This is a genomic window from Sorangium sp. KYC3313 (assembly GCF_052075895.1).
Classification (GTDB): Bacteria; Myxococcota_A; Polyangia; order Polyangiales; family Polyangiaceae; genus Sorangium; species Sorangium cellulosum_B.
Genome location: NZ_CP197255.1, coordinates 3878893 through 3904755, shown reverse-complemented (window position 1 = coordinate 3904755; position 25863 = coordinate 3878893). Strand labels below are relative to the sequence as shown.

At 68.5% G+C, this 25863-nt stretch carries 19 protein-coding genes and 1 pseudogene; 12 read left to right on the top strand and 8 right to left on the bottom strand.

Going from position 1 to position 25863, the window contains the following annotated elements:
• Positions 1-176 precede the first annotated feature (176 nt).
• Both ACSRUE_RS15195 and ACSRUE_RS15190 read left to right on the top strand, forming a co-directional pair.
• The gene (locus ACSRUE_RS15195; protein WP_441291619.1) at positions 177-1547 is read left to right on the top strand and encodes an endo-1,4-beta-xylanase; all 1371 of its coding nucleotides are present in this window, start codon (positions 177-179) and stop codon (positions 1545-1547) included.
• Between the two features lie 354 nt (positions 1548-1901).
• Entirely contained in the window at positions 1902-2285 is a 384-nt protein-coding gene (locus tag ACSRUE_RS15190) for an aromatic-ring hydroxylase C-terminal domain-containing protein (RefSeq protein WP_441291618.1), read from the top strand.
• 96 nt (positions 2286-2381) lie between these two features.
• On the opposite strand, the gene ACSRUE_RS15185 is transcribed toward ACSRUE_RS15190, so the two are convergent.
• Entirely contained in the window at positions 2382-3782 is a 1401-nt protein-coding gene (locus ACSRUE_RS15185; RefSeq protein ID WP_441291617.1) for a monooxygenase, read from the bottom strand.
• Between the two features lie 62 nt (positions 3783-3844).
• Between ACSRUE_RS15185 and ACSRUE_RS15180 the strand changes: the two genes are divergently transcribed.
• Positions 3845-4840 (top strand): TetR/AcrR family transcriptional regulator, encoded by a 996-nt coding sequence (locus ACSRUE_RS15180; protein ID WP_441291616.1) that lies wholly within the window; start codon positions 3845-3847, stop codon positions 4838-4840.
• Positions 4841-5443: 603 nt separating this feature from the next.
• On the opposite strand, the gene ACSRUE_RS15175 is transcribed toward ACSRUE_RS15180, so the two are convergent.
• From ACSRUE_RS15175 to ACSRUE_RS15165, 3 genes are all read right to left on the bottom strand, one after another.
• Positions 5444-6070: a transposase gene (locus ACSRUE_RS15175; protein ID WP_441291615.1), complete on the bottom strand. Its 627-nt coding sequence runs from the start codon at positions 6068-6070 to the stop codon at positions 5444-5446.
• 196 nt (positions 6071-6266) lie between these two features.
• Positions 6267-10058, bottom strand: a complete 3792-nt coding sequence (locus ACSRUE_RS15170; protein ID WP_441291614.1) for an SIR2 family NAD-dependent protein deacylase — start codon at positions 10056-10058, stop codon at positions 6267-6269.
• Between the two features lie 94 nt (positions 10059-10152).
• The gene (locus ACSRUE_RS15165) at positions 10153-10449 is read right to left on the bottom strand and encodes an aldo/keto reductase (RefSeq protein WP_441291613.1); all 297 of its coding nucleotides are present in this window, start codon (positions 10447-10449) and stop codon (positions 10153-10155) included.
• A gap of 271 nt (positions 10450-10720) precedes the next feature.
• Here ACSRUE_RS15165 and ACSRUE_RS15160 point away from each other — a divergent pair, with 271 nt between their 5' ends.
• Positions 10721-11557 carry a hypothetical protein gene (locus tag ACSRUE_RS15160; RefSeq protein ID WP_441291612.1) on the top strand — a complete coding sequence of 279 codons (837 nt, stop codon included), beginning with the start codon at positions 10721-10723 and terminating at the stop codon, positions 11555-11557.
• A 142-nt stretch (positions 11558-11699) separates the two neighbouring features.
• On the opposite strand, the gene ACSRUE_RS15155 is transcribed toward ACSRUE_RS15160, so the two are convergent.
• From ACSRUE_RS15155 to ACSRUE_RS15140, 4 genes are all read right to left on the bottom strand, one after another.
• Positions 11700-11873 carry a hypothetical protein gene (locus tag ACSRUE_RS15155; protein ID WP_441291611.1) on the bottom strand — a complete coding sequence of 58 codons (174 nt, stop codon included), beginning with the start codon at positions 11871-11873 and terminating at the stop codon, positions 11700-11702.
• Positions 11870-12433: a sigma-70 family RNA polymerase sigma factor gene (locus ACSRUE_RS15150; RefSeq protein ID WP_441291610.1), complete on the bottom strand. Its 564-nt coding sequence runs from the start codon at positions 12431-12433 to the stop codon at positions 11870-11872. Before ACSRUE_RS15150 ends, ACSRUE_RS15155 begins: the two co-directional genes overlap by 4 nt.
• Before the next feature lie 192 nt (positions 12434-12625).
• The gene (locus ACSRUE_RS15145; RefSeq protein WP_441291609.1) at positions 12626-13522 is read right to left on the bottom strand and encodes a helix-turn-helix transcriptional regulator; all 897 of its coding nucleotides are present in this window, start codon (positions 13520-13522) and stop codon (positions 12626-12628) included.
• Between the two features lie 120 nt (positions 13523-13642).
• Complete coding sequence (locus ACSRUE_RS15140; protein WP_441291608.1) at positions 13643-14773, bottom strand: RNA polymerase sigma factor; 1131 nt, start codon at positions 14771-14773, stop codon at positions 13643-13645.
• Positions 14774-14891: 118 nt separating this feature from the next.
• Between ACSRUE_RS15140 and ACSRUE_RS15135 the strand changes: the two genes are divergently transcribed.
• The 8 genes and pseudogenes from ACSRUE_RS15135 to ACSRUE_RS15100 form a co-directional block, all read left to right on the top strand.
• Positions 14892-16121: a hypothetical protein gene (locus ACSRUE_RS15135; RefSeq protein WP_441291607.1), complete on the top strand. Its 1230-nt coding sequence runs from the start codon at positions 14892-14894 to the stop codon at positions 16119-16121.
• A 20-nt stretch (positions 16122-16141) separates the two neighbouring features.
• A complete protein-coding gene (locus ACSRUE_RS15130; protein ID WP_441293091.1) occupies positions 16142-17770 on the top strand; it encodes a hypothetical protein in 1629 nt (542 codons plus the stop codon).
• A gap of 38 nt (positions 17771-17808) precedes the next feature.
• On the top strand, positions 17809-19353 hold the full coding sequence (locus ACSRUE_RS15125; protein ID WP_441291606.1) for a hypothetical protein: 1545 nt from the start codon (positions 17809-17811) through the stop codon (positions 19351-19353).
• A gap of 45 nt (positions 19354-19398) precedes the next feature.
• A complete protein-coding gene (locus ACSRUE_RS15120) occupies positions 19399-19623 on the top strand; it encodes a hypothetical protein (RefSeq protein WP_441291605.1) in 225 nt (74 codons plus the stop codon).
• 136 nt (positions 19624-19759) lie between these two features.
• Positions 19760-21220: a hypothetical protein gene (locus tag ACSRUE_RS15115; protein WP_441291604.1), complete on the top strand. Its 1461-nt coding sequence runs from the start codon at positions 19760-19762 to the stop codon at positions 21218-21220.
• Positions 21217-23415, top strand: a complete 2199-nt coding sequence (locus tag ACSRUE_RS15110) for a hypothetical protein (RefSeq protein WP_441291603.1) — start codon at positions 21217-21219, stop codon at positions 23413-23415. Before ACSRUE_RS15115 ends, ACSRUE_RS15110 begins: the two co-directional genes overlap by 4 nt.
• Positions 23412-24464 (top strand): hypothetical protein, encoded by a 1053-nt coding sequence (locus ACSRUE_RS15105; RefSeq protein WP_441291602.1) that lies wholly within the window; start codon positions 23412-23414, stop codon positions 24462-24464. The genes ACSRUE_RS15110 and ACSRUE_RS15105 overlap by 4 nt, the downstream gene beginning before the upstream one ends.
• Before the next feature lie 44 nt (positions 24465-24508).
• Positions 24509-25798 (top strand): annotated as a pseudogene (locus ACSRUE_RS15100) (hypothetical protein); the annotation flags it as partial.
• Positions 25799-25863 lie beyond the last annotated feature (65 nt).

Genomic DNA, 25863 nt, shown 5'->3' with positions numbered 1-25863 from the left:
CAGAACATTCACGAGAAAGCTGGATCCCGTCCGGGCTCACCCACGTGCGGAAGGAGAAAAGAACACCTCCATCGAGACACTTCGTAAGTAGTATTACCCAACAACATACGCTGGACGCCCTGACTCGCTGTGGCGGGCACCAATCGAGTAGGGTGCGTTTCCGAGGGATCGCACCGATGCGCAAGAATTTGATTTCGATTGGTTTGCTCAGCTGCCTGCTCTGGTCCTGCACCTCGTCCACGTCGGCTCCGGACGATGATGCGGCCACGGGCGCCACCACCGCCAGCAGCACCGCGAGCACGGCTCCAACGAGCGGAACATCGGCGAGCGCCGGGGGTGGCGCGGGCAGCAGCAACGCTGGAGGCAGCGGCAGCACGTCGGCCGGTGGGGGTGAAACGAACGAGGGTGGAAGCGGCGGCGCGGACAGCGCTGCCTCCGCGGGCACGGGCGGCGCGGGGACAGGCGGCGCGGACACGGGCACGGGCGGCATGCCCGATGAAGGCCCCAAGGACCTCGCGGAGAAGTACGCGAGCCTCTTCCCGATCGGGGCAGCGGTGGATTCGCAGTCGTACATGACGCACGCCGCGCTGCTGAAGACGCACTTCAACAGCATCACCGCCGAGAACGAAATGAAGTTCGAGTCGCTCCAGAGGAACGAAAACAGCTTCACCTACGACGCGGCGGATCGCATCGTGAGCTTCGCGGTCACGAACAAGATGAAGGTCCGCGGGCACGCCCTGGTCTGGCACAGCCAGAACCCGGCATGGCTGTTCTCGAACGGCTCTGGCGGCACCGTGTCGCGGCAGACCTTACTGACGCGCATGAAGAACCACATCAGCAACGTGGTGCGTCACTTCCGGGGCAAGGTCTACGCGTGGGACGTCGTGAACGAGGCCATGATGGAGGACGGCTCGTACCGCACGGGCAACCTGGCAGATGGCCAGAGGAGCCGCTGGTACGAGGTCCTCGGCGAGAGCTACATCGCGGAGGCCTTCAAGGCCGCGCACGAGGCCGATCCAGACGCCAAGCTGTTCTACAACGACTTCTACAACTACATCCCCGCGAAGCAGCAGGGCATCTACAACATGCTCAAGGGCCTGCTCGACCAGGGCGTGCCGGTCCACGGCGTCGGGCTGCAGGCCCACCTCAACATCGAGCCCTCCACGGTGACCACGAACCAGGCGGTTCACCAGAACGTGGCCAACATGGAAGAGGCGATCAAGCTCTATTCATCGCTCGGCCTGGATGTGCAGGTCACGGAGCTCGACCTCTCGCTGTACATCCCCGGCGTGACGTACAACCAGAGCACGTTCTACACGGCCGCGACCTTCACCGACGCGCTGAAGGCCAAGCAGGCCGCGCGCTACCGGGAGTTCTTCGAGCTGTTCCGGAAGTACAAGTCCGTGATCACGGGCGTCACCTTCTGGGGCATCGCGGACGACAACACCTGGCTGTCGGAGTTCAGCTCGGGGCGCAAGGACTTCCCCCTGCTCTTCGATGGCAACCACAACCCCAAGCCCGCCTACGACGCCGTGGTGGGCTTCTGAGGGGTCATGATGGCCAGACGAGCCGGCCTGGTCCGGCTCGCGCTCGCGCTCGCCGAAGCGCGCCCACAACGTCGACCCTGACCTGAGCCTCCCGCCTCCCACGGGCGTGGCCATTTCCGGCCACCGCATGGCCACTCATGGTCATTGTGCACGTGAATCCCGTGCTTTATCCCTCTGCCATGAGCTCCGAACGACGCCGATGGCCGGGTCCTCCTCGGGTTCTGCGCCGCGTCGTCCGCACCCGGGGCAAGCTCTACTTCATCTTCTCCCCCCAGCGGCGGGCCGCGCCCGGCCTGCTCGACAGCTACGAGGCCGAGCGCCGACGGCACGAGACCACCGGAGGTCGACGATCGGGTGTCGTCGTACATCCCGTCGACGCGGCCGGGCGCGCGATTCCCGCATTTCTGGCTGGACGGCAACAGGAGACAGCGCGGCAGCCGATCCATGATCGACTACGGCGCTTCGATCCTGCTGCTCGGCGCGGCCGTCGAGGCGCTGCCCGCGGACCTCGAAGCGCTGGAGGATGTCGAGGCGCGCCACGACGTCCGGCTGTTCAGGCTCGGCTCGGCCGATATCCCTGCCTGTCATCAGGCAGCGGTGCACGCGCTCTCGCAGATCGAGCAGGACGGCGCGCTCCTGATCCGGCCGGACGGGCATGTCGCGTGGCGCCAGCAGCGCGGCGTGACGCTATCCATGGAGCTGATCGCGTCGATCGTGGAGCAAGTCTACGGGGTCTAGTTCCACCCCCCAGGAGTCCTGCCAGGGATCCGGAGAGAGGTTTCAACGCAACGACGCAAAGCCGCAGAAAGGAATGAATTAGGGACGATCGCGGCGTCACGGCGTCATCGGCAGCGCGACCAGGAGGTTCAGGTTGCACATCTCGTTCTGCGTGCCCCACCCCGGCAGCACCGGGGCCTCGGCGTCGCGCGTGTCGAAGGTGCATGTCACCTCGAGCGAGGAGCTCGGGTCGAGCAGCGGCGGCGTGCGATACCAATAGACGCCCTGCCAGTGGACGTCCCAGTCGTTCACGCGCGCGATGCAGCTCTCCTGCGTCCCCGACCCCACGCGCAGGTCGAAGGTGCGCCCGCGCTCGTGCATGTGCGGCATCACGCCGAGAACCTCGATCGAGGGCAGCATCGGGTCGAGCGCGAGCTCCGCCCGCGTCCTGCGCCATGTGTAGGCGGCGTTCTGCTGGCCGGGCGGCAGCGTGTCCGGGCCGTCCGGCTCGAAGAGGGTCGTCATGAAGCCGTCGTCCCCGACGAACACGGCGCGCCGCTCCACGGTGTCCTCGTAGCGGAGCCGGAGGCGCGTCGAGTCCTCGGCGGAGGCGCCCGCGTGGTCATGGATGTTGTAATGCACCTGGACGACGAAGACGTCCTTCGCGGAGACCGGCGCCCCGGTGCCGCCGGGGAACTCGACCACGTCCTGCCCGGGCGCCCAGGCGAACAGCGGCTGGAACGGCAACTCGTCGGCCGGTCCGCCGAAGCACTCCCAGCCGGGCCGGTCCGGCGAGGCATCGTCGAGCTCCGTCATCACGTCCTGGTTCGTCTTGCCCTCCGCCAGCGACGCCTCCGAGGGGGTCACCCGGTAGACCGTGACGTGATGAACGATGGACCGGACCCCGGGCGTCACCTGATATCCGGTGATGAAGCGGTCCGCGTCGAGGCTCGGGTCCACGGGGAAGCACCTCCACTCGTCGTGGGCCGCGAGGGGATCGGCGGGGTCGACCACGGGGGTGATCGGCGGCGTCATGTAGTCGACCCCGCCCTCGAGCGTGGGCACGGGCGGGGTGGGCGGCGCGCCCGCGCGATCGCCCTCGGCGCGCGCCCCGGTCGCCCAGCGATGGATGACGTCGAGCTCCTCGGCGGTGAGCGTCTCGTCGTCCTTGAAGTCGCCGCACGAGCCGTCGTGCTTCACGAGGAAAGGGGGCATATGGCCGCCCCGCACCGCGTCGTCGATCGCGCCGGCGCGCGCCTTCGCCGAGATGTAGTCGTCGAGGCGGAAGGGCGCGAGCCCGCCCTCCTGGTGACACGCGGCGCACTTGGACGCCGTTATCGGCGCGACGTCCTGCCAGAACGTCGGCTCCTGCGCCGTCTCCGCCTCCTGCGCCGCGCATCCGAGGGAAAGCGCGAGGAGCGGCACGGAGGCCGCGAGGCCGCGCGCGTGGAGGAGCAGGGTCGTCGTTCGCGTCGTTCGCGTCGTTCGCCTCGATGGCCTCTCGTCGTGCTGCTTCAAGCGGACCTCCAGCAACTGTTTACGTCGTACACTGTACTGTGTGTGGTATACGCAGTTGAAGGATGGCTGTCAAACCAAAGAGACGGCGAAAAACTGCGACGGAGTACAGCGGGGGCGGCGACGCCGTGCGCAGCCTCAAGCTCCTCTGGGGGATCAGGAAGCGGCCGAGCCGGGGGCCCAGGCCCGGCCTGAGCCTCGATCAGATCGTGCGGGCCGCGATCGAGCTCGCCGACGGCGAGGGGCTCTCGGCGCTGTCGATGCAGCGGGTCGCCGGGAAGCTCGGGTTCACCACGATGTCGCTGTACAGGTACGTGCCGGGCAAGGCCGAGCTCCTGGATCTCATGCTGGACACCGTGGCGGGGGAGCTGCCCCTCGTGGACAGCGTCCCGGGGGGATGGCGGACCAAGCTCGAGGCGGCGGCGCTCGCCGACTGGGCGCTCTACCACCGCCACCCGTGGTTCTTGCTCGTGACGCCGGTGCGCCCCGTGATGGGGCCGAACGGGATGGCGGCGTACGACGCGGAGCTCCGCGCGGTCTGCGGGATCGGCCTCACCGCCCGCGAGGTGCTCGCCGCCGTCCACCTCGTCGACGGGTACGTCCGAGGCGCGGCGAGGCTCTCGGTGGACGCGGTCGAGGCCGAGCAGGAGACCGGCGTCACCGACGAGCAGTGGTGGTCCGAGCGCGCGTACTTCTGGGACAAGCTCTTCGACCCGGGGCGCCACCCGACGATGGCGAAGCTGATGCGCTCGGGCGCGTTCGACGACCACCCGTTCACGGAGGACGTGTTCCTGTTCGGCCTCCAGCGCGTGCTCGACGGCATCGAGGCGCTCGTCCGGTCGCGCTCCGGTCGGTGTGACGAAAGTCCCGAAACGTCACGACCCCCGGCGCGCGCTGGTGACGAAACTCCCGGCGACGCCCCCCGGCGTGACGAGGGGCCGACGTGCGCGCAGTGCGGCCGCGAGATCGCCCAGCCTGCCACGGGGCGGCCGCGGGCTTACTGCTCGCGGGCGTGCCAGCAGCGCGCTTACCGGGCGCGCAACGCGTCCGACGGGCGGTGATCGCCGCCCCTGTGCGCCTGCCGCCGGAGCGTGGCCGTACCCCTCAGCGCGCCGCCAGCATCCAGGCCGGGGCCCACCAGTAGCGGTGGAGCAGCCGGCGATCGACGCGCGCGAAGCCGGCCTCATGCAGCAGCGCCGCTCCCGCAGGCTGCGGAGTGAAAGCGGCCCCCTGGTCTAGGCGCCGACCCCGACCGGTGATGCCGCGAGCCCTTGACCGCGCGCGATGCGGCGGCGGAGGGCGCCCCGTTGAATAGGCGTTTGCGGGACTGCGCCCGAGCAGCAGCGGCGGCGAGGTCCCGGCGCAGTCCCGTAAACGTCGGGTTGGACCTGGCCGGTTCGCGGCCTGGCGGGGCGGCCGCGGGGTCTATGGAGATCCTGCCCGAGAAGGCAGCAGAGGGCGGGCGCGGCGGGGCTCGCACGCGTGGTGCATCCCGCCGCCACGACGTTGGGCGCAGACGTGCCGAGCGTGCCGAGACAGAGCGCGGCGCCGACAGAGGCCCAGCAGCACGCAGGCCGCCGACATGGACGGCGCAGAAGGCGGATCGATGCCTGACCGCCACGCGACGGAGGTGGTGTTGTTGCTCCTGCCCAGGCCAGCGATGCTCATGACGTGTCCGGAGGAGCAGCGGAAGAGGCGACGACGCACGACGGCAGCGGGCGGCGAGCCATCGCAGCCTGGCCGCAGCGAGGACAGATGGACAGGTCGATCCCCGTGAGCGCGGTGAGCAGCGTGCACCAGTCGACCTTGACGACGTGGCGCGCAGAGGGCTCGTGCTCGTGCGAGCGGCCTTCCCGGTGCTCATCTCCCCCGACAGCGCGCTGCCCTGCGTCTCGCGCCGCCAGGATCCTCGTGCGTGCCACCTCGAGCGTGGTGGTGGCGTGACACGCAGCCATCAAGCCGAAGTGTCGGATCTTCACGAAGCGATGAGGCAGCACGTGCAGCAGGAAGCGACGCAGAAATTCCTCTGCGGAGAGCGTCACGGTCTTGTCTCCGCGGGTCCGGAAGCACACGCCGCGCTCATCCATCGACCGCAGCCGGTGATTGGACAGCCCGACACGGTGGGTATAGCGGCCGAGGTAGGCAAAGACCTGCTCGGGCCCAGCGAAGGGCGGCTTGGCGTAGACCACCCAGGGCTTGCGGTAGAGCGCGTCGAGCAGCGCCGCGAAGGCAGCCGTACCGCCTCCGCCTTGGACTCGGGCGTGAACGCCCTCCTCTTTACTCCGTCCCATCCCTGCTTCCTGGTGCCTCAGTGGGTGTCCACGGAAGCGAGGGAGGGCCAAGAGGCGTCCCCGGCAACGGGGGGCGCTTACTCGATATGGGCCCGTACCAACTCCGGGGACTGCCGCTCTAGCCGAGGCGCGCGGGCGCGGACGGTCGGTCGGCAGGGCGCAGCACGGTTGGGGCGAGCTCGCTCGGCACGCCGGCTCACGCGCGTATCAAGGCGCGCCACGGCCGCCGCACCTCGGGTAGAACGTGGGCGGCGGCGAGCTCGCGCCACGCCGTGATCGCGGCAGGCTCGTCCGCGCCGACCGCGTGGTGGGCTGTCGCCAGGGCGGCGGCGAGCGCCGAGGCGCACTCCAGGCTCGCCATTCGCTCGCCCGCGTCGAGCGGCAGATCATCCGCCGCGGCGCTGTCGTCGGTCAGCCTGTCGAGCGCCGTCGTCTCGATGAGGCGGCCGAGGGCGCGCTCGAGCGCCTCTCTGTGGCGCGCCTCGAGGGGCGGCCGCTTCCGGGACACGAGCGCCGTCACGCCAGCGAGCGTGTGGGTCAGGCCCGGATAGCGCCCGGTCTCGACGCAGGCGACGAGCACGTCGAGTAGGTACCCAGGCGGAGGCGCGAGCCGGCCCGTTTGGCTGAGATCGAGCCAGAGCAGCAGGGCTGATACGCCATCGCTCACGTCTTCCTCGTGGATTCCGACCACCGCGCGGTGCACGTCGGTGGCAGCCACGCCGGGCTCTACGGTGCCAAGCTGCAGGAGCGACGGCAGGATGCAGGTGGCCGCCGTCCCGTGCTGGCGCAGGCGCTCGGCGAGCGTCACCGCTTGCGCGCGTGCACGGGGATCTCCGAGGTCGAGGAAAGGCGCGATGGCCGTCGATAGCGTACTGCATACATTGCTGATAATGTCTAGAGCGATCCGTGGGGGGAGGTGGTCGAGGTCTGACAACAAAGGTTTCGAGTCCTCCCAAAGCTTCAAGAGCCTATCCAGTAGCGACCGCGCCTCCTCTGGCGTCCACACGATCCCGGGCGCAACGGCGCCGCCCTCGTGGAACTCCGCTGTCGGTGTGGTCGTCCTGCTCAGCGCTTCGAGCCATTCTTCTGCATCGAGTGGTGCTTCGCGGAAGTATCGCACGACCGCGCGCCGCGTTTCTCCCGGTTGTCTCTCAGGTAGCTTGAGCAGAACCCAGGGCAAGCCGATGTCCGCTGGATAGCCACGGCTGGTTCTGATCCATATGGCTTCGACGAAGCTATCGAGCTGGCCTTGCGTCAAAGCGCCGGCGAGCGCAAGCGCAGCAAGCCTCGTAAACGCGCGTTTACGAGTCTCCGGTAGGCCCTCCCGGACCAGCCCGAGGAGGCGATCGATGGTCGGAGCCCATGACACGCCGTTGGTCGATGTGAACTGTATCAGATCGCTCCAGTCGAACAGCCAGAATGGTTCCGACCAATCGCTATGCTCATTGATTTCGGTGCCAGGTTCCCCGCGAACCGGAATTCTCATCAATTCTGGCACCCACGACGAGATTTGCAGGGGTGTAGCGGCGTAGAGAATTCGACGGAGCAAATGCTTGATGACCGAGTGCAGCGCGAGAGCACGCTGACATGCGGTTGATGTGTGCAGGGCGCGTGTTAGATCGAATAAGCCCGTGAGTTGCGATTCATTAAGTCGAAACGCGAGTCGTGAGAGTACCTCGGCCGCGCCCTCGATCCGCGACCGGTCTCCGCGTACATCCCTGAGTCCGGGGTCAGGGTTCTGCTCCCAGCTCTCCAGCGCGGCTGCCAGCACAGTAGACAGCCACGCGTAAAGTGCGTCCACCTGCTCTTGAGACAGGAGAGCGATCGCTGCACGATCGAGCAGCCCCGACAGCGGATTGCCCTCCCTGATGGCGTCAATTGCACCAGCGCGGATAACTAGGCTCAGCACAAGGCGCGGCGATTTACTCCACAGGCGACGCATGGCCTCAAGGAATGCAGGACGTTTACTACGTAGTTTCAATCCGTCGTGTAGCGTATTGATAAGCGCCCACTCGCTTGCTTGCCAGAATACCAGCTTCGATCCATAGTGCACGCGTCCCGGATCGAAACCGCGAGTCGCCGTGCGGCGCATGCCAGGATTCTCCTCGATCAGCGTGTGCTCCCGCCGGCGAAGGTCGTCCCATGGATTGCAGCGGTCGCGCGCGAGTTCACGCAATCGACTTTGTCGAATCTCGTGCTCCTGTCCCGGTAGCTCTATAGCATACTCGGTAAGCACATGATGCAGGAGCAGGATCCATCCCTCTGCGGAGAGACTTTGGTAATCGACACGAGTTCGGTCGCGACCGAGCCGCACGCGCTCCATCGCCCGGGTCGCGATCTGCCGAGCCTCTTCGAGCAGACCGAGATCCCCGAGCACCGCCGCGCGTTTGGCTTCCCAGAAGGGTAACGACAGGTCTTCAGGCCAATCTCTTACTGCGCGGAGCGCCTCGCTCGTCTCGAGTCGCACGAGATGGTGCCAACATTTCGAGTACCACCAACGGGCGCGCCAAGATGATCGGACCTTCGCGATGCGCAGTAACCGCTTCATCCAGCGCTCGTGAAGCGCAGTGTCCTGGAACTGCCAGGCGTGACGCACCAGTGAAAAGGCGACGTTGACCCACGTTTCGGTAAGGTCATCCCACCGAAGGGACTCGGTCGCTGTGTTCGGCGTGAGGGAGGCGTCACTTAGATCAATTAGTATGGGATGCGGGTTGATGCTTTCGAGGGCCTTCTCCATCTGCAATGGGATCGTGGAGGGTAGCGGGAGGAGCGCTGTTTCGGCTCGCCAGGAAATTTCATAGATCGCGCCGATACGTTCGGCGACGGGAAGTTCGTCCAGAAGATGAATGCCGGAATCCGACTCGAAGAGTACAAACCATTCATTGGTGGCGTTCCAGAGTGCGCTTTGAGCATGGTCCGGGCAGACGGCCCAGCCTGGATAGCAGGAGCGCTCGATCTTCCAGCGGTTCAAAAGGCCCGTAAGCGTTGCGTGGTCCAGCTTGCCCTGCGGCGGCTTTGGCGACGGCGGCAGGTCCGGGGCCTCCGGGGGAGCGAGGACGGGGGGCCAAGGCGCCACGGACCGGAGTGGGCTCGTTCGGTTCTTCAACTTCGGCCATCGGCTTCGGTCAAGCGGCTCGCCAGCGCGCAGGCTGTCCATTAACCATTCGAACGCGGCGCGCTGGCGCTCGTCGCGGAGGACCCACTCGCCCTGAGGGAAGAGCGGGCCGAGGTCTACCGGAATGACCTGCATGTGCTGGTAGTAGCTCCGCTTGGGTGTCGTCAGGTCGAGTACGCCACAGAGATAGATCTTGGGTGCCGTCGAACCGAGTTGGTCACGGATCCAGCCGGCCCACTGCAGGAAGTTCGGATCGGATCCCGAGAAGCCGACCAGACACAGAACGTTTTCCATCGCCGATTGCCGGACGAGGTTCACAAAAGGGGCGAAATCGGTCGGATAGCGCCGGTAATCTTCTTCCGTAAAGATGAACGGCCGGCGCGCGGGGAAGCTGCCGTGGAGTTTCACGATTCGCGGCCGCTCGGCGCGGGTGAGATCGGCCGGCGCCTCGACGATCTCGTACTTGCGCTCTGGAACGCTGCGGCGTGCTCGCTCGAGAAGGGTGTCGTAGTTGGTCGTGAAGACGTCCGCCCACGGCAGATGAAGGAGACGCTGATGCAGCGGACCTGGCTCATACTTGCCGTCGGGAACCAACTCGAGGAGCATGTCGTCGAGTCGCGCCCGTCCATAGGTGTTCTCGTACAATTGGCCGAGCCGCAGCGCATCGTGCTCGGAAGTCTTGGGGTCCACGGTCTTCCTGAGCTCGGCCGCGATGTCCCACCACAGGGGGAAATCTGGCACGGCTGGGCTTAACTTATCGGCGTTGCGGCTCATGCCCGCGCCGACGAGGACGGCAGCGCGGCTCTCGGGACGCCACAGCGCCTCCCTCAAGGCTTCAATATGAACACGGTCAGGCAGGTCGTCCGGTTTCATGCAACTCCCCCCAGCCTACGCTATCCGGGCCGCGGCGTGAACCCTCGCGGCGCGCTCGCGGCGCCGCGCCTCAGCCGTGCGCGTCGCTCAGCCGCTACATCTGCTCGTCGCTCAGGACGAGATCGAGCGATCCCAGGTTCTCTTGCAGTTGCGCGGTCGTGCTGGCCGCGATGATCGACACCAGCGCAGGCTTCCCCTGGCGCAGCCATGCCAGGATGACCTGGTTCCGCGTGGCGCCCGTCTCCCGCGCGACGCTCTCGAGAACGCGCAGGCGCGCGTCGCTGTCGGCGCCGACGAACTTCTCGGGCAGGGGGCGATCTGCGCGGGTGTAGACGTCGAGCAGCAGCCAGGAGAGCGCACAGGTGTGCCCCTTCGCGTTCTCGACCGCCATCCACGCGGCGACCGAGCCCTTCTTCCGTGCCAGCCGTACGCGCTGCTGGAACCGGACCCGTGGGTATCCGTTCGGCAGAGCCCATCCTGACGTCGAGCAGGCCAGGGACATAGGCTTGCCGTGCGATGCGAGAGCGACGGCAGGGCACCGGCAACGGCGGCGAGCTTGTTGCCGGACCTGACAAACTGCGGGAATTTGAACGGCCCGGCTGAGCGGCAGCCGCTGCCATTTCCTCTTACGATCTCGGCGCCGCCCTTGTAGGCTCCTCGCCATGAGCGAGGCTGTCGATCCGAAGGATGCCGTCGAGGTGGGGGCCACCGCCGCGATCGAGGTAGGCAAGGCGGCAGCGCCGGCTGTGGTCGCCGGCACCGGGTTGACCGTCGCCGCGGGAAGCGTCGCGACTGCAGCCCTGATCGCGACCCTGCTGCCTGGGGCGCTGGGAATGGCGTGGCAAGCGTGGACGACGCGCTACCACCGCCGGGCCCTGAACCTGCTCGAGGCCATCAAGGCCGAGTGGGCAGCCGATGCTGGCGTCACCGCCGAGGAGGTCGCTGGGAAGCTGGACGCTGAAGCCCAGCAGAACCCCGACTTCGCGGACGCGATCAGCCGCGCCGTGCGCGCGCTGATGGACGCTCCGAGCGAACGCGCCGCCGTTGCTCTTGGCGTCCTGGTCGCGGAGTACGGTCGTGAAGAGAAGAGCGCAGACGCATTCTTCCGGGGTGTGGTGCGCCTCTTCTCCGAGCTCGACAACGCGGAGCTGGACGAACTCACGGGCGTCCTCGAATGGCTGCTCGCAACCGTGAAGCGCGAGGGAGTGATCGTTTGCGCAGTCGACAGCAAGCAGGGACCCGATAAAAAGTGGGCTCGCATCCCGTGGACTATTTCGATTCAGGTCGACGACCCCGAACAGCCTCATCTCCCCCACCAGAAAAGCGAACGAGCGACCTATGAGGTGCACCCGGCCAATGGCGAGCGCCTCCTTCACGTGCTGAAGTGGGCCGGTCTCGCCTATGAGCAAGCCAGCGGCGGATTCGGTGGATCCCCACCTCTGGCGGACGTGCGCCGGAGCGTAGCAGATCGCCTTGCGCGGCTCCTTCGCGTTGCATAGGCGCCCGGGGGCGCCGTGACGGAGCAGCGGAAGCCGAGACACGGGGCGGCGGGCTCGGTGACGCCCCCGGCTCTGAGGCCCTCGGACGCGGGTTCGCCAGCGCCGCGTTCGACGTCTATTCGTCGCCCAGAAGCGAGAGCAGCTAGTCGCGCAGCTCTCGCTCGACCCGCTGCCGGTTCAGGTCGTCCTCGTAACCGGCTGCGATAGGTGACACCTTGCTAACCTTTTTGATCATCATGAGAGTGTCGATTGTTTGCTCGGCCTTGTGATCGTCCCAGTCGCGCCGTAAGTGAACAACCAGGCCTTTGATGGTCATTGCGGGCCCACTCTCTGGGCAAAGTCCTCCGCATTTTCCCGAAGTCGGATGATGTCGCGCAGCGCACCGATCGCCTTGGCGCGTCGCTTGTAAATCACAGAGAGAGGTAGCCCTGCGTCTTCGGCGATCTGGGCCATCGAGACTCCGTTCAGGTCGTGTGCCACGAGAATAAATCGCAGCTTCGGATCGAGCTCGTTCACCGCGGCGATGGTGCCCGTCCTCATGCTGTCGGATTCCATGGTAGCAGCGGCATCCGGCGCTGGATCGGGCACATCGATCAAGTCGACGAGCTCCTCCCTGCGGCGCTCCATCCGCTCGTGATAGTGTGAAGCAACGTGTACGGTGATCGCGTTCAGCCAGCGTTCCGGCCGGCAGCGTCTGGGATCGAACCTCGGCCAGCTCTCCCAGGCAGTGAGCCAGACTTGGCCTGCGACGTCGGCACGATGGCACGGGCGGACCGCCAGCCTCCCCAGCCAGCGCAGCACGGCACGAACCTGCGCCGGGCAAAACAAGCGCGCGTGCGCGGCGGCGCGCTCGTCTTCATTAGACAGACGATTCATGACGTTACCCTCCCCCGCGGGCAATCGCCCGTAAGCGGGTGATGCCGCGCGTCCGCCTCATGCGGCACCGGTTCGCGGTCTTCCCCGTCCGCTACCAAAGGAAGACGTCAGCCGTAGCTGCTCAGTTCCCGTAGCGGCGGCATGCTCGCCAGCAGGCTCCTGATGGCGTGTAGCTGCGAAGCGCGGCGGCGCTCATCCATGGCTCCCTACGCCCGGAAGTGTCGTGTTCAGCGGAGAGCGCTCTGCGTCCTCCCAGTCGGACGGGTTGGCGGAGCTCGTCCCCCCTTCGTCACGCTGTAGCGGGAAGCTCGTCAGCGTGGCGGCGCGCTGGACGAGCTCCGCCCCCGTGGCGGTGCGGAGAGGGAGCGGCGACCGAAGCCGCGTTAGCGGAGGCGGCGGGAGCTTCGCCCGCGGGCTCCTGGCCGCAAGCTCGGGAGACGGCACCACAGGCGGAGGAACGTCGAGCGCGCGGGGAGGTACCATTGGCGGAGTCGGCTGCGCCGAACTCGGGGCCGGCGACGACGCGGGACGCGCCGAGCTCTCGCGCTTGGCAACGGGCTCGCCCACCTGGATCACCACGGTCTCCTCCGCGTCCGATCGGTGGTCGTCGTGTAGCCACCAGAGGCGCTCCCAGTACCGCGCCGGCGTACCGGTGAAGGTCTCCAGCTGCCGCGCGAGCCCGGGCGTCATGGGGAGGTCGCTCCTCAGCAACCGCTCCACCTCCCTTGGTTCCAACCCCGTGCTCTCGCCCAGCCTTCTCCTCCACGGAGGCGTCGTCGCACAGAACGACTCCAAGACCCTCCCCGGCCGGGGAGCGGAGCGCGCGCGGGCGTCTCTCAGCGCTGCAAGCGCCGCGTCGACATGACAGTCCAGAAGGCGCCGATATCGGTCGCGCTCCCCCGCGGCCTGCTCCTTCGCATCGGTGAGGGCCGCCTCCTCGTCATCATGCGCGTGCTCGCGCGCCTCGCGAAGCCCGCGCTCTCGTCCCAGCGCTTCGCGCGCGGTGACCGCGAAGCCGATCGCGACGCACGCGATCATCGCGAGCCCGAGCGGCGACACGAGCCACATCGCACCCAGCATGTCTTCCATGAACTTTCGCCTCCTGGACGTGAGCGTTCTTGTCCGACACAACGCGGATCTCGGCCTTGCGCTGCGCGAAAGCAGCACCGCTATCCCCGCCTGCCTAGCTGTTGATGGGTAGCCGACGATTCAGCGAAGCTGCCTGAGCAGCGCTTCGCGCTCCGCGGCGAGCCGCCCTCGCGGGAACTGCCGCGCGTGAGCCTCGAGCAGCCGCCGAGCCTCGACGTCGGCCATGACGTCGTTGGCCTCGATGGCCCTCCGCGCCTGGTCGACCAGGCTCCTCTCGACCTCGCCGGTGGTCGGTCGAACGGCGCTCGCCGGAGGCGCGGCCCGGTGACTTCTCGTCTTCGCGTTCGAGGGAGCGGGCGTGCCGGTCGCCATCGCCTCGCCGTGCACGCTTCCGTGTTCTGTGCGCGACGAGATCTCGTGCGCGGTCGCCGCGGCGGGCGCCGCAGCGTCGGGCGCCCCATCTCCGCTGGCGGGCCCCGCGACGCTCTGGACGCCATCTCGCGCGAGGGGCGCCACGGCGTCCTGCTCCGCGGGCGCGGTGGCAGGGGCGCGGACCGCCGCCGCCCTGATCCACGGTTCCAGGTCGGGCAAGGGCGGCACGGCGGAGACGAGCGCGCCGGTCAGCAGGACGAGCGCGGCCTGAACGACGATCCTAAGGCCCAGCCGACCCAGCGAGGCCACCGACCACGCGCGACGGCCGAACCCCAGTGCAAGGGGCACGCAGATGCTCCCGTCCCTTCCCTGAGAGCGCTCCTGCGCCTGCCACCGTCCCCCCTGCACCTCGAGCTCCTTGTGGGCCCGCCGGTGTCGCGTCTTCACCGTGTCCAGCGGGAGCCCCTGCTCGGCGGCGATCTCGGCGAGCGGGATCTCCTCGAGGTCGTGCTTGATCACGAGATCCCGGTACTTGGGATCGAGTTGGTCGATCAGCTGCCGGGTGAGCTTTTCCCGCTGCCGTCTGCGGAGCAGCTCTTCCGGCGTGGGGAGCTCATCTCGGATCTCGCGCTCATCGAACGACGTGAGCACCTCGCCGCGGCAGCGCGCGTCCCGGACGTGATTGCGCGCCTGGTTGACGGCGATCGTGACGCGGTACGGCCCCGGGTCGCCGCCCGGCTCGATCCGTTGGTCGGCGTCGAGCCCCCGCAGCAGCGCTTCCTGGGCGATATCCTCGGCGTTTCGCGCCGGTACACCGTGGCGCCTGGCCAGGCGCCGGAAGAGCTCGAAGCCGGGGGAGACGGTCGCTGGCTTGGCCACGGTAAGCAGCACACGCGAGGCGGCCCAAAAGGTTCAGAGAAATGAGTCGAGGAGCAACTTCGGTCGGACAGTGTGCCGCCATGTAGTTGTTTAGACTACGCTTGGACATGTCTTACGGATGGTTGAACGCATTCCCTCATCCGACCGCCAATTCCCACCGAAGCCGCCGAGACGTGGCGGTTTCTGCCGGTTGACGCCAAGCAGCCGGCGTCGGTACCGTCGCGGCATGCGTTGCATTGCGCATTCGCTCTCGATCTTTCTTGCGCTCGGGGCCGCAACAGGCTTCCCGAACTCGGCCAGCGCGGACAATAGCCATCCGAAGGCGGGACCGAGCGACCGATCGACGGTGAAGGAGCATGTTCGCCGTGGTCAGAAAGCGCGCAAGGCCGGGCTGTGGACCGAGGCAACCGCTGAATACAAGGCAGCTTTGGAGGCCGCGGACGCGGCGACCAGCACCGAGGTGGAGCGCGCGGAGCTCGCCGGCGAGCTCGGCCTTTGCGAGCTCGCGCTGCACAAGTACCGCGACGCGGCCGAGCACCTGGCCAGGAGCCTAGAACAGCGCGAAGCGTTGCCAGAAGCGCTCCAGCAGCGATTCGAGGCAGGGCAGCGCAACGCAGCGCCACACGTCGCGCGGCTCGTGCTCGGCGTCGATCCGCCCGACGCCGAGGTGCTCATCGACGGTAAGCGCATCGGCCGGACCGCGCGGACCTACACGCTGTTCTTCGAGCCAGGCCAACACATGGTGCGGGGCCGTGCACCGGGCTGTAAGGACGCTCTTCATTACTTGCGCGCCGTGGCAGGCGCGGAGCACGAGTTCACGATGCCGTTGCTGTGTGCGGCGGCGAGCGGCACCAAGGAGGCGAGCGGCGCCAAGGGGACCGCGACCGCGACGCCGACTCCCGTACGCGCTTTGCCCCCTCCGCGCGTGCAGGCCCCCAGTCCGTGGGCTTCCTGGCCGGGCACGCTGCGTGTCGTGGGAATCTCGCTCGCGACGGGCACCGTGTCGGCAGGCGCCATCCTCATGATCAGCGCCAGCAAGCTCGACCAGGACATGAGCGCGCGGCGTGACCAGCTCCAGAGCGACCCAAGATCGAGCTCGTCCATGTGCTGGCAAGCGCCGGAGCGCTCGCCGTGCGGCGAGCTGCGGCGCCTGCGTGACGCGCGCAACCTGTCCGACCGGGGGGGCACGGCCCTGGTTATCACGGGGGGTGTGATCGGCGCGGCCACCGCCGCGTCCTTCTTCACGGACTTCTCCTTCCTGGGACACACGCCAGCGCAGGATCGGGTCCAAATATCGCCCGTCGTGACCGGGCACGAGACGGGCGTGAGCATCGAGGGGGTGTGGTGACCATGCCGAGTACCGAGGGGATGCGGCCACAGGCAGACCGAAGAGCGGTGGCCGCCGCGGTTGCTGCCGTGGTCTGTGCGTGGGGAGCGAGCAGCACGCTGCTAGCTTGCACTTCGTACCGTGACGATTGCTGGGAAGTGATGGAGTGCGCCCCTGCGCCTGAGCCGACTCTCTGTGACGGCAACCCAGCGACGGCAATGGCGCTCGACGAGTGCGGGGTGTTCGTCAGCGAGCAGGGCGACGACAACAGCCCCGGAACGAAGGACGCGCCGGTGAAGACGCTGCAACACGCGATTGGGCTCGCCGCGTATGGGCGAAGCCACGACGAGAAGCCGACCCGGCGCGTGTACGCGTGCGGAGGGGAGTTCGCGGAGACGATCACGCTGCCCTCGGGGGTCGACCTCTGGGGCGGGCGCCTGTGTGACGGCGGGGATTGGTCGTACGAGGGGTCATTCGGCGGGCCGGAGCACCCGACGATCATCGCTCCGCCGGGGGGGATCCCGCTGAGGGTGATCGCAGGCGAAAAGGAGGGCAAGACGTCAACGGTCTTCGGCGCAAGCGTCAAGGCGGCCGGCGCCTCGGCACCCGACGGCAAGTCGTCGATCGCGGTGATCTTGAGCGCGGGGGCCAGGGCGATCGTGCGGGAAAGCGTGGTCGTCGCGGGCGATGGCAAGGACGGGGAACCGGGGAAGGACGCGCCGAGCTTCCGCGCGAATGCCGGCATGGTGGGGAACGACGGCGCGAACGCCTGCACCACGGACTCCCCGACGGGCGCGCTGGCAGTCGTGACCGTCTGCGACGATGGCGTCGAGTCCACCGGAGGCTACGGGGGCGACGGTGGGCTCGAGTCGGGGGGCGATGGCGCTCCGGGGCAGCCGCGGCCCGCGGAGAATCCAGAAGGCAACGGCCTTGGAGGCACTGGCGCGGCTAGCGCGCGTTGCGGTGATGGCGAAAACGGGATGGACGGCCCTGACGCCGGTCGCGCGGACGGTGCTGTTGGCGCAGGCTACCTCACCGAAGACGGCTGGATGGGAATCCGCGGTGATGATGGAAAGAGGGGCGGCGTCGGTCAAGGAGGGGGCGGCGGTGGCGGCAGCAAATCGCGGGGAGCGATGGGGGCGTGCCCGGCTGGCCGCCCGCAGGCCGGCGCAGGTGGCGGCTCAGGTGGCAGCGGCGGCTGCGGTGGCATCGGGGGTAAAGGCGGTGGCTATGGCGGGTCGAGCATCGGCGTCGTTGCCCTGCAGGGGAGCTCGGTGACGCTCGAGGCGACTCGGGTGACTACGGGCAACGGCGGCAACGGCGGGGTCGGCGGCACGGGCCAACCGGGGGGCGGGGGTTCCGTCGGCGGCTATGGTGGAAAGCCTCCTCCCGGTGTCAGTGAGATGTGGCCCGCGTGCCCCGGCGGCGCCGGTGGCCACGGCGGTCGCGGGGGCGACGCCGGCGGCGGCCTCGGGGGGTCGTCCTACGGTGTCGCTGCTCACAGCGCCTACGTGGGCATCGGGCCGGACTCCCCTGTACAGCTTGGAAACCCTGGCCAGGGCGGCAGCGCAGGTAATGCAGGACCAGATGACGAGGTGGGGATGGGCGAGGATGGCGACTCCATGCCTTACCGTCAATTCGACGTGCCCAATCCCGCCCCGCCCCGCTGATTGTCCCCCTCGCTACGACACGACATCGAGGAAGAACGATGCGAACCACGAGAGCGATCCCTCTGTCCCCCGCGCTGCTGCTCGCCCTGGCCGGCTGCGGCACCGCGCCGGGCCCCAACGAGCCTGGCGGACCGGCGTGCGACGGCGCCTCGCCGTGTCAAGGCGAGCCGCCGCCGGAGTCGGTCTGCCTCGAGCGTCTCGCCGCCGATGTGTGGGAGGATGGATGCGGCGTGTTCGTGGGCGGCGTCTGGGGCAGCGGCGACGACGCGAACCCCGGCACGACCAAAGACAAGCCGGTGCGCACGCTGCAGCGCGGCGTGGAGCTCGCGCGTACCGGCCGAGGGCGCGTCTTCGCGTGCGCCGACGGGTTCTTCGGGCCCCTGACGCTGCCTTCCGGCGTGGATCTCATCGGGGGGTTCGGCTGCGTGAGCTGGAAGCGCCAGGCCGACACGCGCTCTGTGCTTCAGATTTCGGACAGGCCGGACATCGTCCTGACCGTTGTGCCGGCGAGCGACGGCGACAGCGGCGCCGCGGACGGGGTATCAACAATCGTCGACATGATCTTGGATGGGTGGGGCCCGATCACGATGCTTGTTCGCTCCAACACGGCCGTGGAGCTCATCCGGAGCGAGCTCCGCACCTCCTACGGATGGGCAGGCCACGATGGCGAGAAATGGGGCGGGCTAAACCAGGCACCGCGCGGACCGGATGGCGCGTACGGCGGCGATGCGTGCACGGCAGACGCCGTCCCCGGCGGCCCGGCGGTGATGAATCCGTGCGATGGCGGAATCCCGAGCGCCGGTGGCAAGGGAGGCGACGGGCTCGCAGACGGCGCTGGAGATGGGGAGGCCGGCGAGCCCGTACCCGAGCCGGACCCCGGCCACGATGGGCAGGGAGGACTTGGCAACCGGGCAGACGGTGGTTGCAGCGGCGGCTTCACCGGGAAAAACGGTATGTGGGGTACCGTCGGCGCCGCGGGTCAGGGCATCGGGCGTATCACCGAGACAGGATGGGAGGCCGATTGGGCAGGCGACGGCGATAGGGGCATGCCGGGTCAAGGCGGCGGCGGGGGTGGTGGCCGTCGAGGCGGCCTCGCCGTGTGCGGCGTGGCCTCGAAGGGAGGCGCCGGCGGCGGCTCCGGAGGCGCTGGTGGCTGCGGTGGGCGAGGCGGTCGAGGGGGTGAGAACGGCCACCCGACGATCGGGATCGTCGCGCTCCACGCCAACCTGACGGTACGCGACACCGTGATCGAGACGCTCGCCGGGGGACCGGGTGGCGACGGCGGGCCACCCGAGCAAGGGGGCAAAGGCGGTCGAGGCGAACTGGGCGGCGCCGTGGGAGACGGCACCTGGTCCTGCAAGGGTGGCGACGGCGGCCTAGGGGGCGATGGCGGCTACGGCGGCCCCGGGCGCGGCGGCGACTCGATCGGCATCGCCTACCTCGACGAAGCTCAGCTCACGCTCGAGGGGGTCACCTATACTCTCGGACCGCCGGGAAAGGGCGGCGTGAGCTGGGATTGGTCTGGCGAAGAGATCCGGGGGGAGGACGGCACCCGGGTCGAGACGCTGCGTTTCCCTGAATAGGATCACGACACTTCAGGCGAACCCTGGTGTTACAGGGCGCCGACGGTGGCACGCCCGGAGCTCCACGAGAGCGCCCGCGGGCCTGCTGGCGGCGACGTGGACAGCCGCGCGGCGCCCCAGGAGCACGACGCCGAGACCTCGCTCGCGGAGCTCGCCGGCGAGGGTCACGAGCTCAGCGGCGTCCGCCTCGACGCCGCGGCCGGTCCGCAGGCGGTGGCGCCACGCACCCCCAAGCACACCTCTCCGGTTCGGCGACTGTCCGCGCATTGAGGACGGACAACCTGGCGCTCGGGGCGCGATCCACGGCCGAGCAATGTCCTAGCGCTCTGGTGGGGACGCTTGCTTCTGGAAAATCGGCGGGCGAGCGTGCGCGGGCGAGAAATTTCGCGGGGTGGAGGCAATGAGCATGATCGAGAGATCCAGACCGGCGCGACGGAGGGCGATCCTTGCGGCGGCTATCGGCGCGCTGACGTTCGGCGCGACGGCGGCCGGGTGCTTGTGGAAGTTCGGGGACGACACGTTCGGGAGCTTCTGCGCGGCGGCGGTGGGCGGCGAGGAGCACTGCGTCGGCGAGAATCAGGGCCCGGGCGCCGCGTGGGCCCAGGCCGAGAAGGACGGCGCTCTGCCCATCGAGGTGTGGGCCACCTGGCCGAACGACAAGATGCCAGAGGAGATCGTCGCGAGCGAAACCTCGCTCGGCGTCTGGTTCGGCCACATCGACGAGGCGATCGCGTACGTGCGCGACGACGCGAGGAACGCCGAATCGCTGCGGGCGACGCTCGCGGGCAAGCTCGCGCGGCTGCTCGACGAGGCGAGGGACCGCCAGAGGGTGCTGCTCGCGGAGGCGCCGGTCGACGCGGCCGGCAACTTCAAGGCGGCGATGATCGACAAGGCCAGCGCGGAGAGAGAGCCGCTCGCCGCCATGCTCGCGGCCGACCGGCAGGCGATGGCGGCTGTGCAGGCGATCTTCGACCAGGCCCGGAGCGACGCCGCCCCGCTGCGATCGAAATACGCGGGCGTCGCGGCGCGCTTCGCTGCGTATCGCGCGACCGAGGCGGCGGAGACGGCGGCATACGCGGAGCTCTCGGCGCAGGCGTCGCGGTCGGACATCGACGGCCTCGACGGCGTGGAGCAGGCCGTGCTCGCGGCGGCGCGCGAGGCGAGCCGCGCGCCCGGCGAGCTCACCGCGGAGATCCTGAGGTGGTCGGCGACGCTCCAGGTCTTCGCGGCCTCCTTCGATGAGGCGATGGCGCCGCACAGGGAGCTGCTCGCGACGCACGGCGCGGTGCTGCCGGACATGACGTCGGGCGCGCTGCGCTCGCTGAACGCGATGCTGGGTTACGTGAAGGGCCGCGTCGCCCGGAGCGACGCGACCGCGGCGGCGCTGCTCGGCGGCATCGCGCTGCGCCGGCAGGCGCTCCGCGTGCTGCAGATGGACGAGGGGGCGCGCGAGGCCGTCGCGGGGGCGCGGACCCGCAAGGCGTCGGACGCCTTCGAGCAGCGTGGGCGCGCGCAGGTCGCGGCGCTGTCGGCGGCGCCGCCGGTGAGCGAGAAGCTCGGGCTGCCGCTCTTGGCCGAGCGGTGCGGGGAGCTCCTGGCGCTGGCGCAGCTGCGACCGCTCTGCGAGGCGGCGGGGTCGTCCTGGCGCGAGGCCGGGTGCGCGGAGCTTCGAGGAAGGTTCGACGCCGCGGAGGCCGAGCTCAGGACGGGGGTGCCGCAGAAGATCGCGGCGGGTCTCGCGGCGCTGCGGGAGAAGGGCATGGGCGCAGCGGAGCTCGACGTGGCGCAGGCGAGGCTCGACGCGGGGGACGTGAAGGGCGCCGCGATCGCGTACGACGCCGCCGTGCGCGGCGCGGAGGGGACATGAGAGGCTCCAAGGACGTCGCGCTGCGCGGCCCGAGCGCCGCGGTGTTCCGGAGGCTCGTCGCGCTGTTCACGGCGCTGGCGGTGCTGGCGCCGTCGTTCGCGTGGGCCGGTACGCCGTACAGGCTGGACTGGGAGCGCACGGAGCTCAGCTCCTCGTGCGAAGGGGCGTTCCTCGTTGGACACAACTTTTTCAGCGTGAACGACACGCCGCTGACCACGTACGAGGTCCCCGGCGCGCTGCTGGAGCTCCCCGACGGCTCGGCTACCAACAGGGCGGAGACGGAGTTCGACTCGGTGCTGCTCCAGATGGGAGCGAACGACTTCCACTTCCATGTGAAGAACTCTGCCGGCGATGACTGGTGCACCGAGTCGCACGAGGTGGTGCATCTCGTCTCGGAGCCGCTCGGACTGAACAAGCCTCTCTTCAACGTGCGGCGCAGCGGGGAGAAGTTCTCCGGCAACACCGAGGTCGACCTGAGCCTCGCGGAGATCAATCCGGCGCTGGCGCGTGACCTCGAGATCCTGCTGGCCGAGATCGCCAAGGAGCGCGCGGCGCTCGTGGCGAACGCACGGGCGGTGGGCCTGCTGGCGGAGAAGATGGACCTGCTCCAGCAGCTCGACACCGAGCTCAAGGACCTTGTCGGCCGGCCGCTGGACGAGATCTCGCGGACCGACCTCGAGGCGATCCTGGACCGGTATGAGGACGCGGTCGCGCCGGAGACGCGCGCGGCGATGGAGCAGCTCATCGACGACCTGAAGCAGAGCGTAAGCGATCTCGAGGACGAGCTCGCGCGGCTGATGGACGAGTTCGGCGCGCAGGCCGACGAGGTGGCGGACCTGGCGACGGAAGACGCGCGCGCCGAGGGGTGGGACCCGGACGACCCGCAAGCGTACGCTCTCGGGGAGAGCGAGGTGCCGTGGGTCGAGGTGCCGGACATCGCGGAGGTGGACGGGGCGTTCGACGAAGGGAGGGATCCCTACGCGGCGTATGCTGATGCGGTGCTCGCGGCGCTGGAGGCGGACGTGAGCGGCCGGGTGGTGGTCTTCCGGGCGGACTTCGTGGCGAACGTGAGGGCGTGGCGGGCGAACAGCGCGGCGATCGAGATCGCACTGCGCGACCGGATGGGCGTGTCGCTCTCGGAGACCAACGCGTTCCTGAAGGCGCAGAACCGGATCACCGGGTTCGTGCGGCAGTTCATGGATGCGTCCGACTGGTTCATCGAGACGCCGATCCCGCCGGATCTGCGGGTGCAGGTGGACACGGTGCTGAAGCCGCGGTTCGACGCGCTCGCGGACCAGATGAAGGACAACCTCAACCTGTGGACGGGGGACGGGTTCGATCTGGAGCAGACGCAGCTCTACCAGACGATCAGCGCGTTCGCGGGGGCGATGTCGACGGTCGCCGAGGGGTTCGGGGCGTACGCAGAGGTGATGCAGACGCTGGTGCACGCCACGACGCGCATCGGGGTCGGGTTCGTGCCGGTGGTGGGGCCGGCGCTCGACCTGTGCGAGGCGGTGACGGGCAAAGCGTGGTGCCTGCCGTCGGCGCGAGAGCTCAGCGACGAGGAGCGGATCTTCTCGGGGATGGGGTTCGGGGTCGCGGCGATCGGGCCGATGTGGCGGGTGATCAAGACCGCCAGCGGGCTGCGGCCGTCCGCGATCCGGGTGGCCGGGGAGATCGCCGAGATCGAGGAGGTTTTCGCCAAGATCGTGAAGACGAACCGCGTCAGGGGGTACAAGACGCTCACCGGGGCGATCACGACCAAGGCGGTGAACATCTTCGAGAAGAAAGCGGCCAAGTTCCTGGTGGACGACGGAAGAGCGCTCATCGGGGTCGGCGACGACGGCGTGCGCAGGGTGCTCGACATTCCGAAGGAGTCACGGACGGGTACCATCGAGGGGAAGGCGCCGGACTTCGTCTCGTTACGCGGAGGGAACGAGCTGATTCTCAGCGAGGCAAAAGGCGGAGACGAGGTAATCGCCAGGGACGTGATCGAGCAGTTGACGAACGCGATGGAAACGCTGAAGACGAAGTGGAAGCTCCATGGCGACGTTGCCCGATTGGAGCTCATCATGAAGCAGGGGGCGACGTTTGATAACAAGAACATCGGCGTGCGGGACGGCTACTTGATCAACCTGCTCACGGGCAAACCCGTCGCCGTAGGCGGCAAATTCGTCATGGTGATCCGGCTATGAGCGAAGCAGGCCCCATGTTCTACGCGTGGTGTGACGAGGCCGACCGGGTCGACGCGCTCGCGGCAGCGCTGTCGGCGCTGGTGATTCCGGGAGACCTCATCCGCGTGGCGATGGATAACGACATTTGGATCAAAACGCACTCCATCGACGAGGTGGTCGCGACGGTCCGCGCCCACTTCTCCGGATGGATCAACGCGGACCTATCCTTCGGCGTCATGCTGAGGCACCCCGAGCGCGCGATATGCTTCGGCATCGCGTGCTTCGCGGAAGAATACGAACGTCGCCATGCATCCGGCCCCCTCGTCTTGCGTGTGTGCGACAAATCCGACTTTCTCCGTCCTGAGCTCGATCTCGTCTTGAGCAGGGGCCCGCGCTCGATCGAGACCGAGGCTGCGCTGGCGTGGCTCGTGATTGAGGACGATCTCGAGGACCTCCTGCTCCGCTTCTACGCGCCAGACGCGAGCGGACGGATCCCGACCGGCGCATGCACGAACGCCTGGGACTGGGTCGCGCCGGTCGACATGTGCGCCACGTACAACGCGAACACCGCGGAACTCGCGCGCGATCTCGCCCTGTCATGGGTGGAACTCCACGACAAGGGCAAGATCAAGCGCGCCGCAGGCATGTCGCTCGATGCGCTCCGCGCGCGGGTGGAAGCCGCGCCGGCCGGTGCGCGCGTCGCCATGAAAGGTGGCAGCGAGCACGCGCGTTCGCTCTCCCGCGAAACCGTCCTCAAGGCGCTGGCAGCACCGCCTTCCGCGTTGCTCGACGCCCTTAAAGCATCGGCGGTGCCCGACGACGCGTGGCGCGCCGCCGCGCCGCGCGCGAGAGAGATTTTGGAGCTGACAAGCCAGACCGAGGAGATCGAAGGTCTGCCCACCTGGCGGGTGGACACGACCACGCGCAGGCACGTCCGCTTCCTCGAAGAGCACGCCCCGTTCCACGTGCGCCGCCTGCCGAGCGGCGGCGTGGTGCTGGCGACGCACCCGTACCGCACGCTCTGGCCGCTCTGGGCCGACGCCCTCTTCTTGCTGGGCATCACGTCCTGACGCGAGTTGCCCGCCTGCTCTCCCTCTCAGGTTCCCACCTGGATATGCGGGACGGCGCACCCCTCCCTGAGCGCGCGGAGCGCGCGATTTGGGAGGGGCGGACCGCGCGCAGGCGCGGAGCGCCGAGCACGGGCCGGGGGTGGGCATCCGCGCTTTCGGAACAGTCCTCCAGCCTCGCAAATCGGTCTTCATCGACGAACATCACCGAGGGGTGGGATCCGGACGACCCGCAAGCGTACGCGCTCGGGGAGAGCGAGGTGCCGTGGGTCGAGGTGCCGGACATCGCGGAGGTGGACGGCGCGTTCGAGGAGGGGAGGGATCCTTACGCGGCGTACGCGGACGCGGTGCTCGCGGCGCTGGAGGCGGACGTCAGCGGCCGGGTGGTGGTCCTCCGGGCGGACTTCGTGGCGAACGTGCGGGCGTGGCGGGCCAACAGCGCGGCGCTGGAGATCGCGCTGCGCGACCGGATGGGCGTGTCGCTCGCGGAGACCAACGCGTTCCTGAAGGCGCAGAACCGGATCACCGGCTTCGTGCGGCAGTTCATGGATGCGTCGGACTGGTTCGAGGACTCGCCCGTGCCTGCCGACCTGCGGGCGCAGGTGGACACGGTGCTGAAGCCACGGTTCGATGCGCTCGCGGACCAGATGAAGGACAACCTCAACCTGTGGACGGGGGGCGGGCTCGACCTGGAGCAGACGCAGCTCTACCAGACGATCAGCGCGTTCGCGGGGGCGATGTCGACGGTCGGCGAGGGCTTCGAGGCGTACGCGGAGGTGATGCAGACGCTGGTGCACGCGACGACGCGCATCGGGGTGGGGTTCGTGCCCGTGGTCGGGCCGACGCTCGACCTGTGCGAGGCGGTAACGGGCAAGGAGTGGTGTGTGCCGTCGGGGCGAGAGCTCAGCGATGAGGAGCGGATCTTCTCGGGGCTGGGCTTCGGGCTCGGGGCGGTGGGGCACATCTGGCACGGCGTTGCTGCCGCCGGCGCGCTACCGCCGCGTGGGATCCGGATCGCTGGGGAGATCGCAAAGGTCGATAAGGTCGTTGTCAAGGGGTTCGAGGTATGGAGGCTCCGCGGGTTCAAGACGCTGAAAGGGCACGTCACGGAAGCCGGGTTCAACACCTTCGAGAAAACGGCGATCAGCTTCATGACCCGCGACGAGCGGGCGCTCCTCGGCGTCGGCGACGGCGGCGTGCGTAAGATGCTCGACCTTCCAGACGAGTCGCTCCCCGGCATGTCCGGTGGGAAGGCTCCTGACTTCGTGACGGTGTCCCGCGGGCAGAAGCTGATCGTGAGCGAAGTGAAAGGGGGCAACCCGGTTGAGCTAGAGGACCGATCAGTTTGATTTTGTGGTAATCCCGAGCGCTTCGATGCAAGGCTCGACGGTCTCGCCGGACC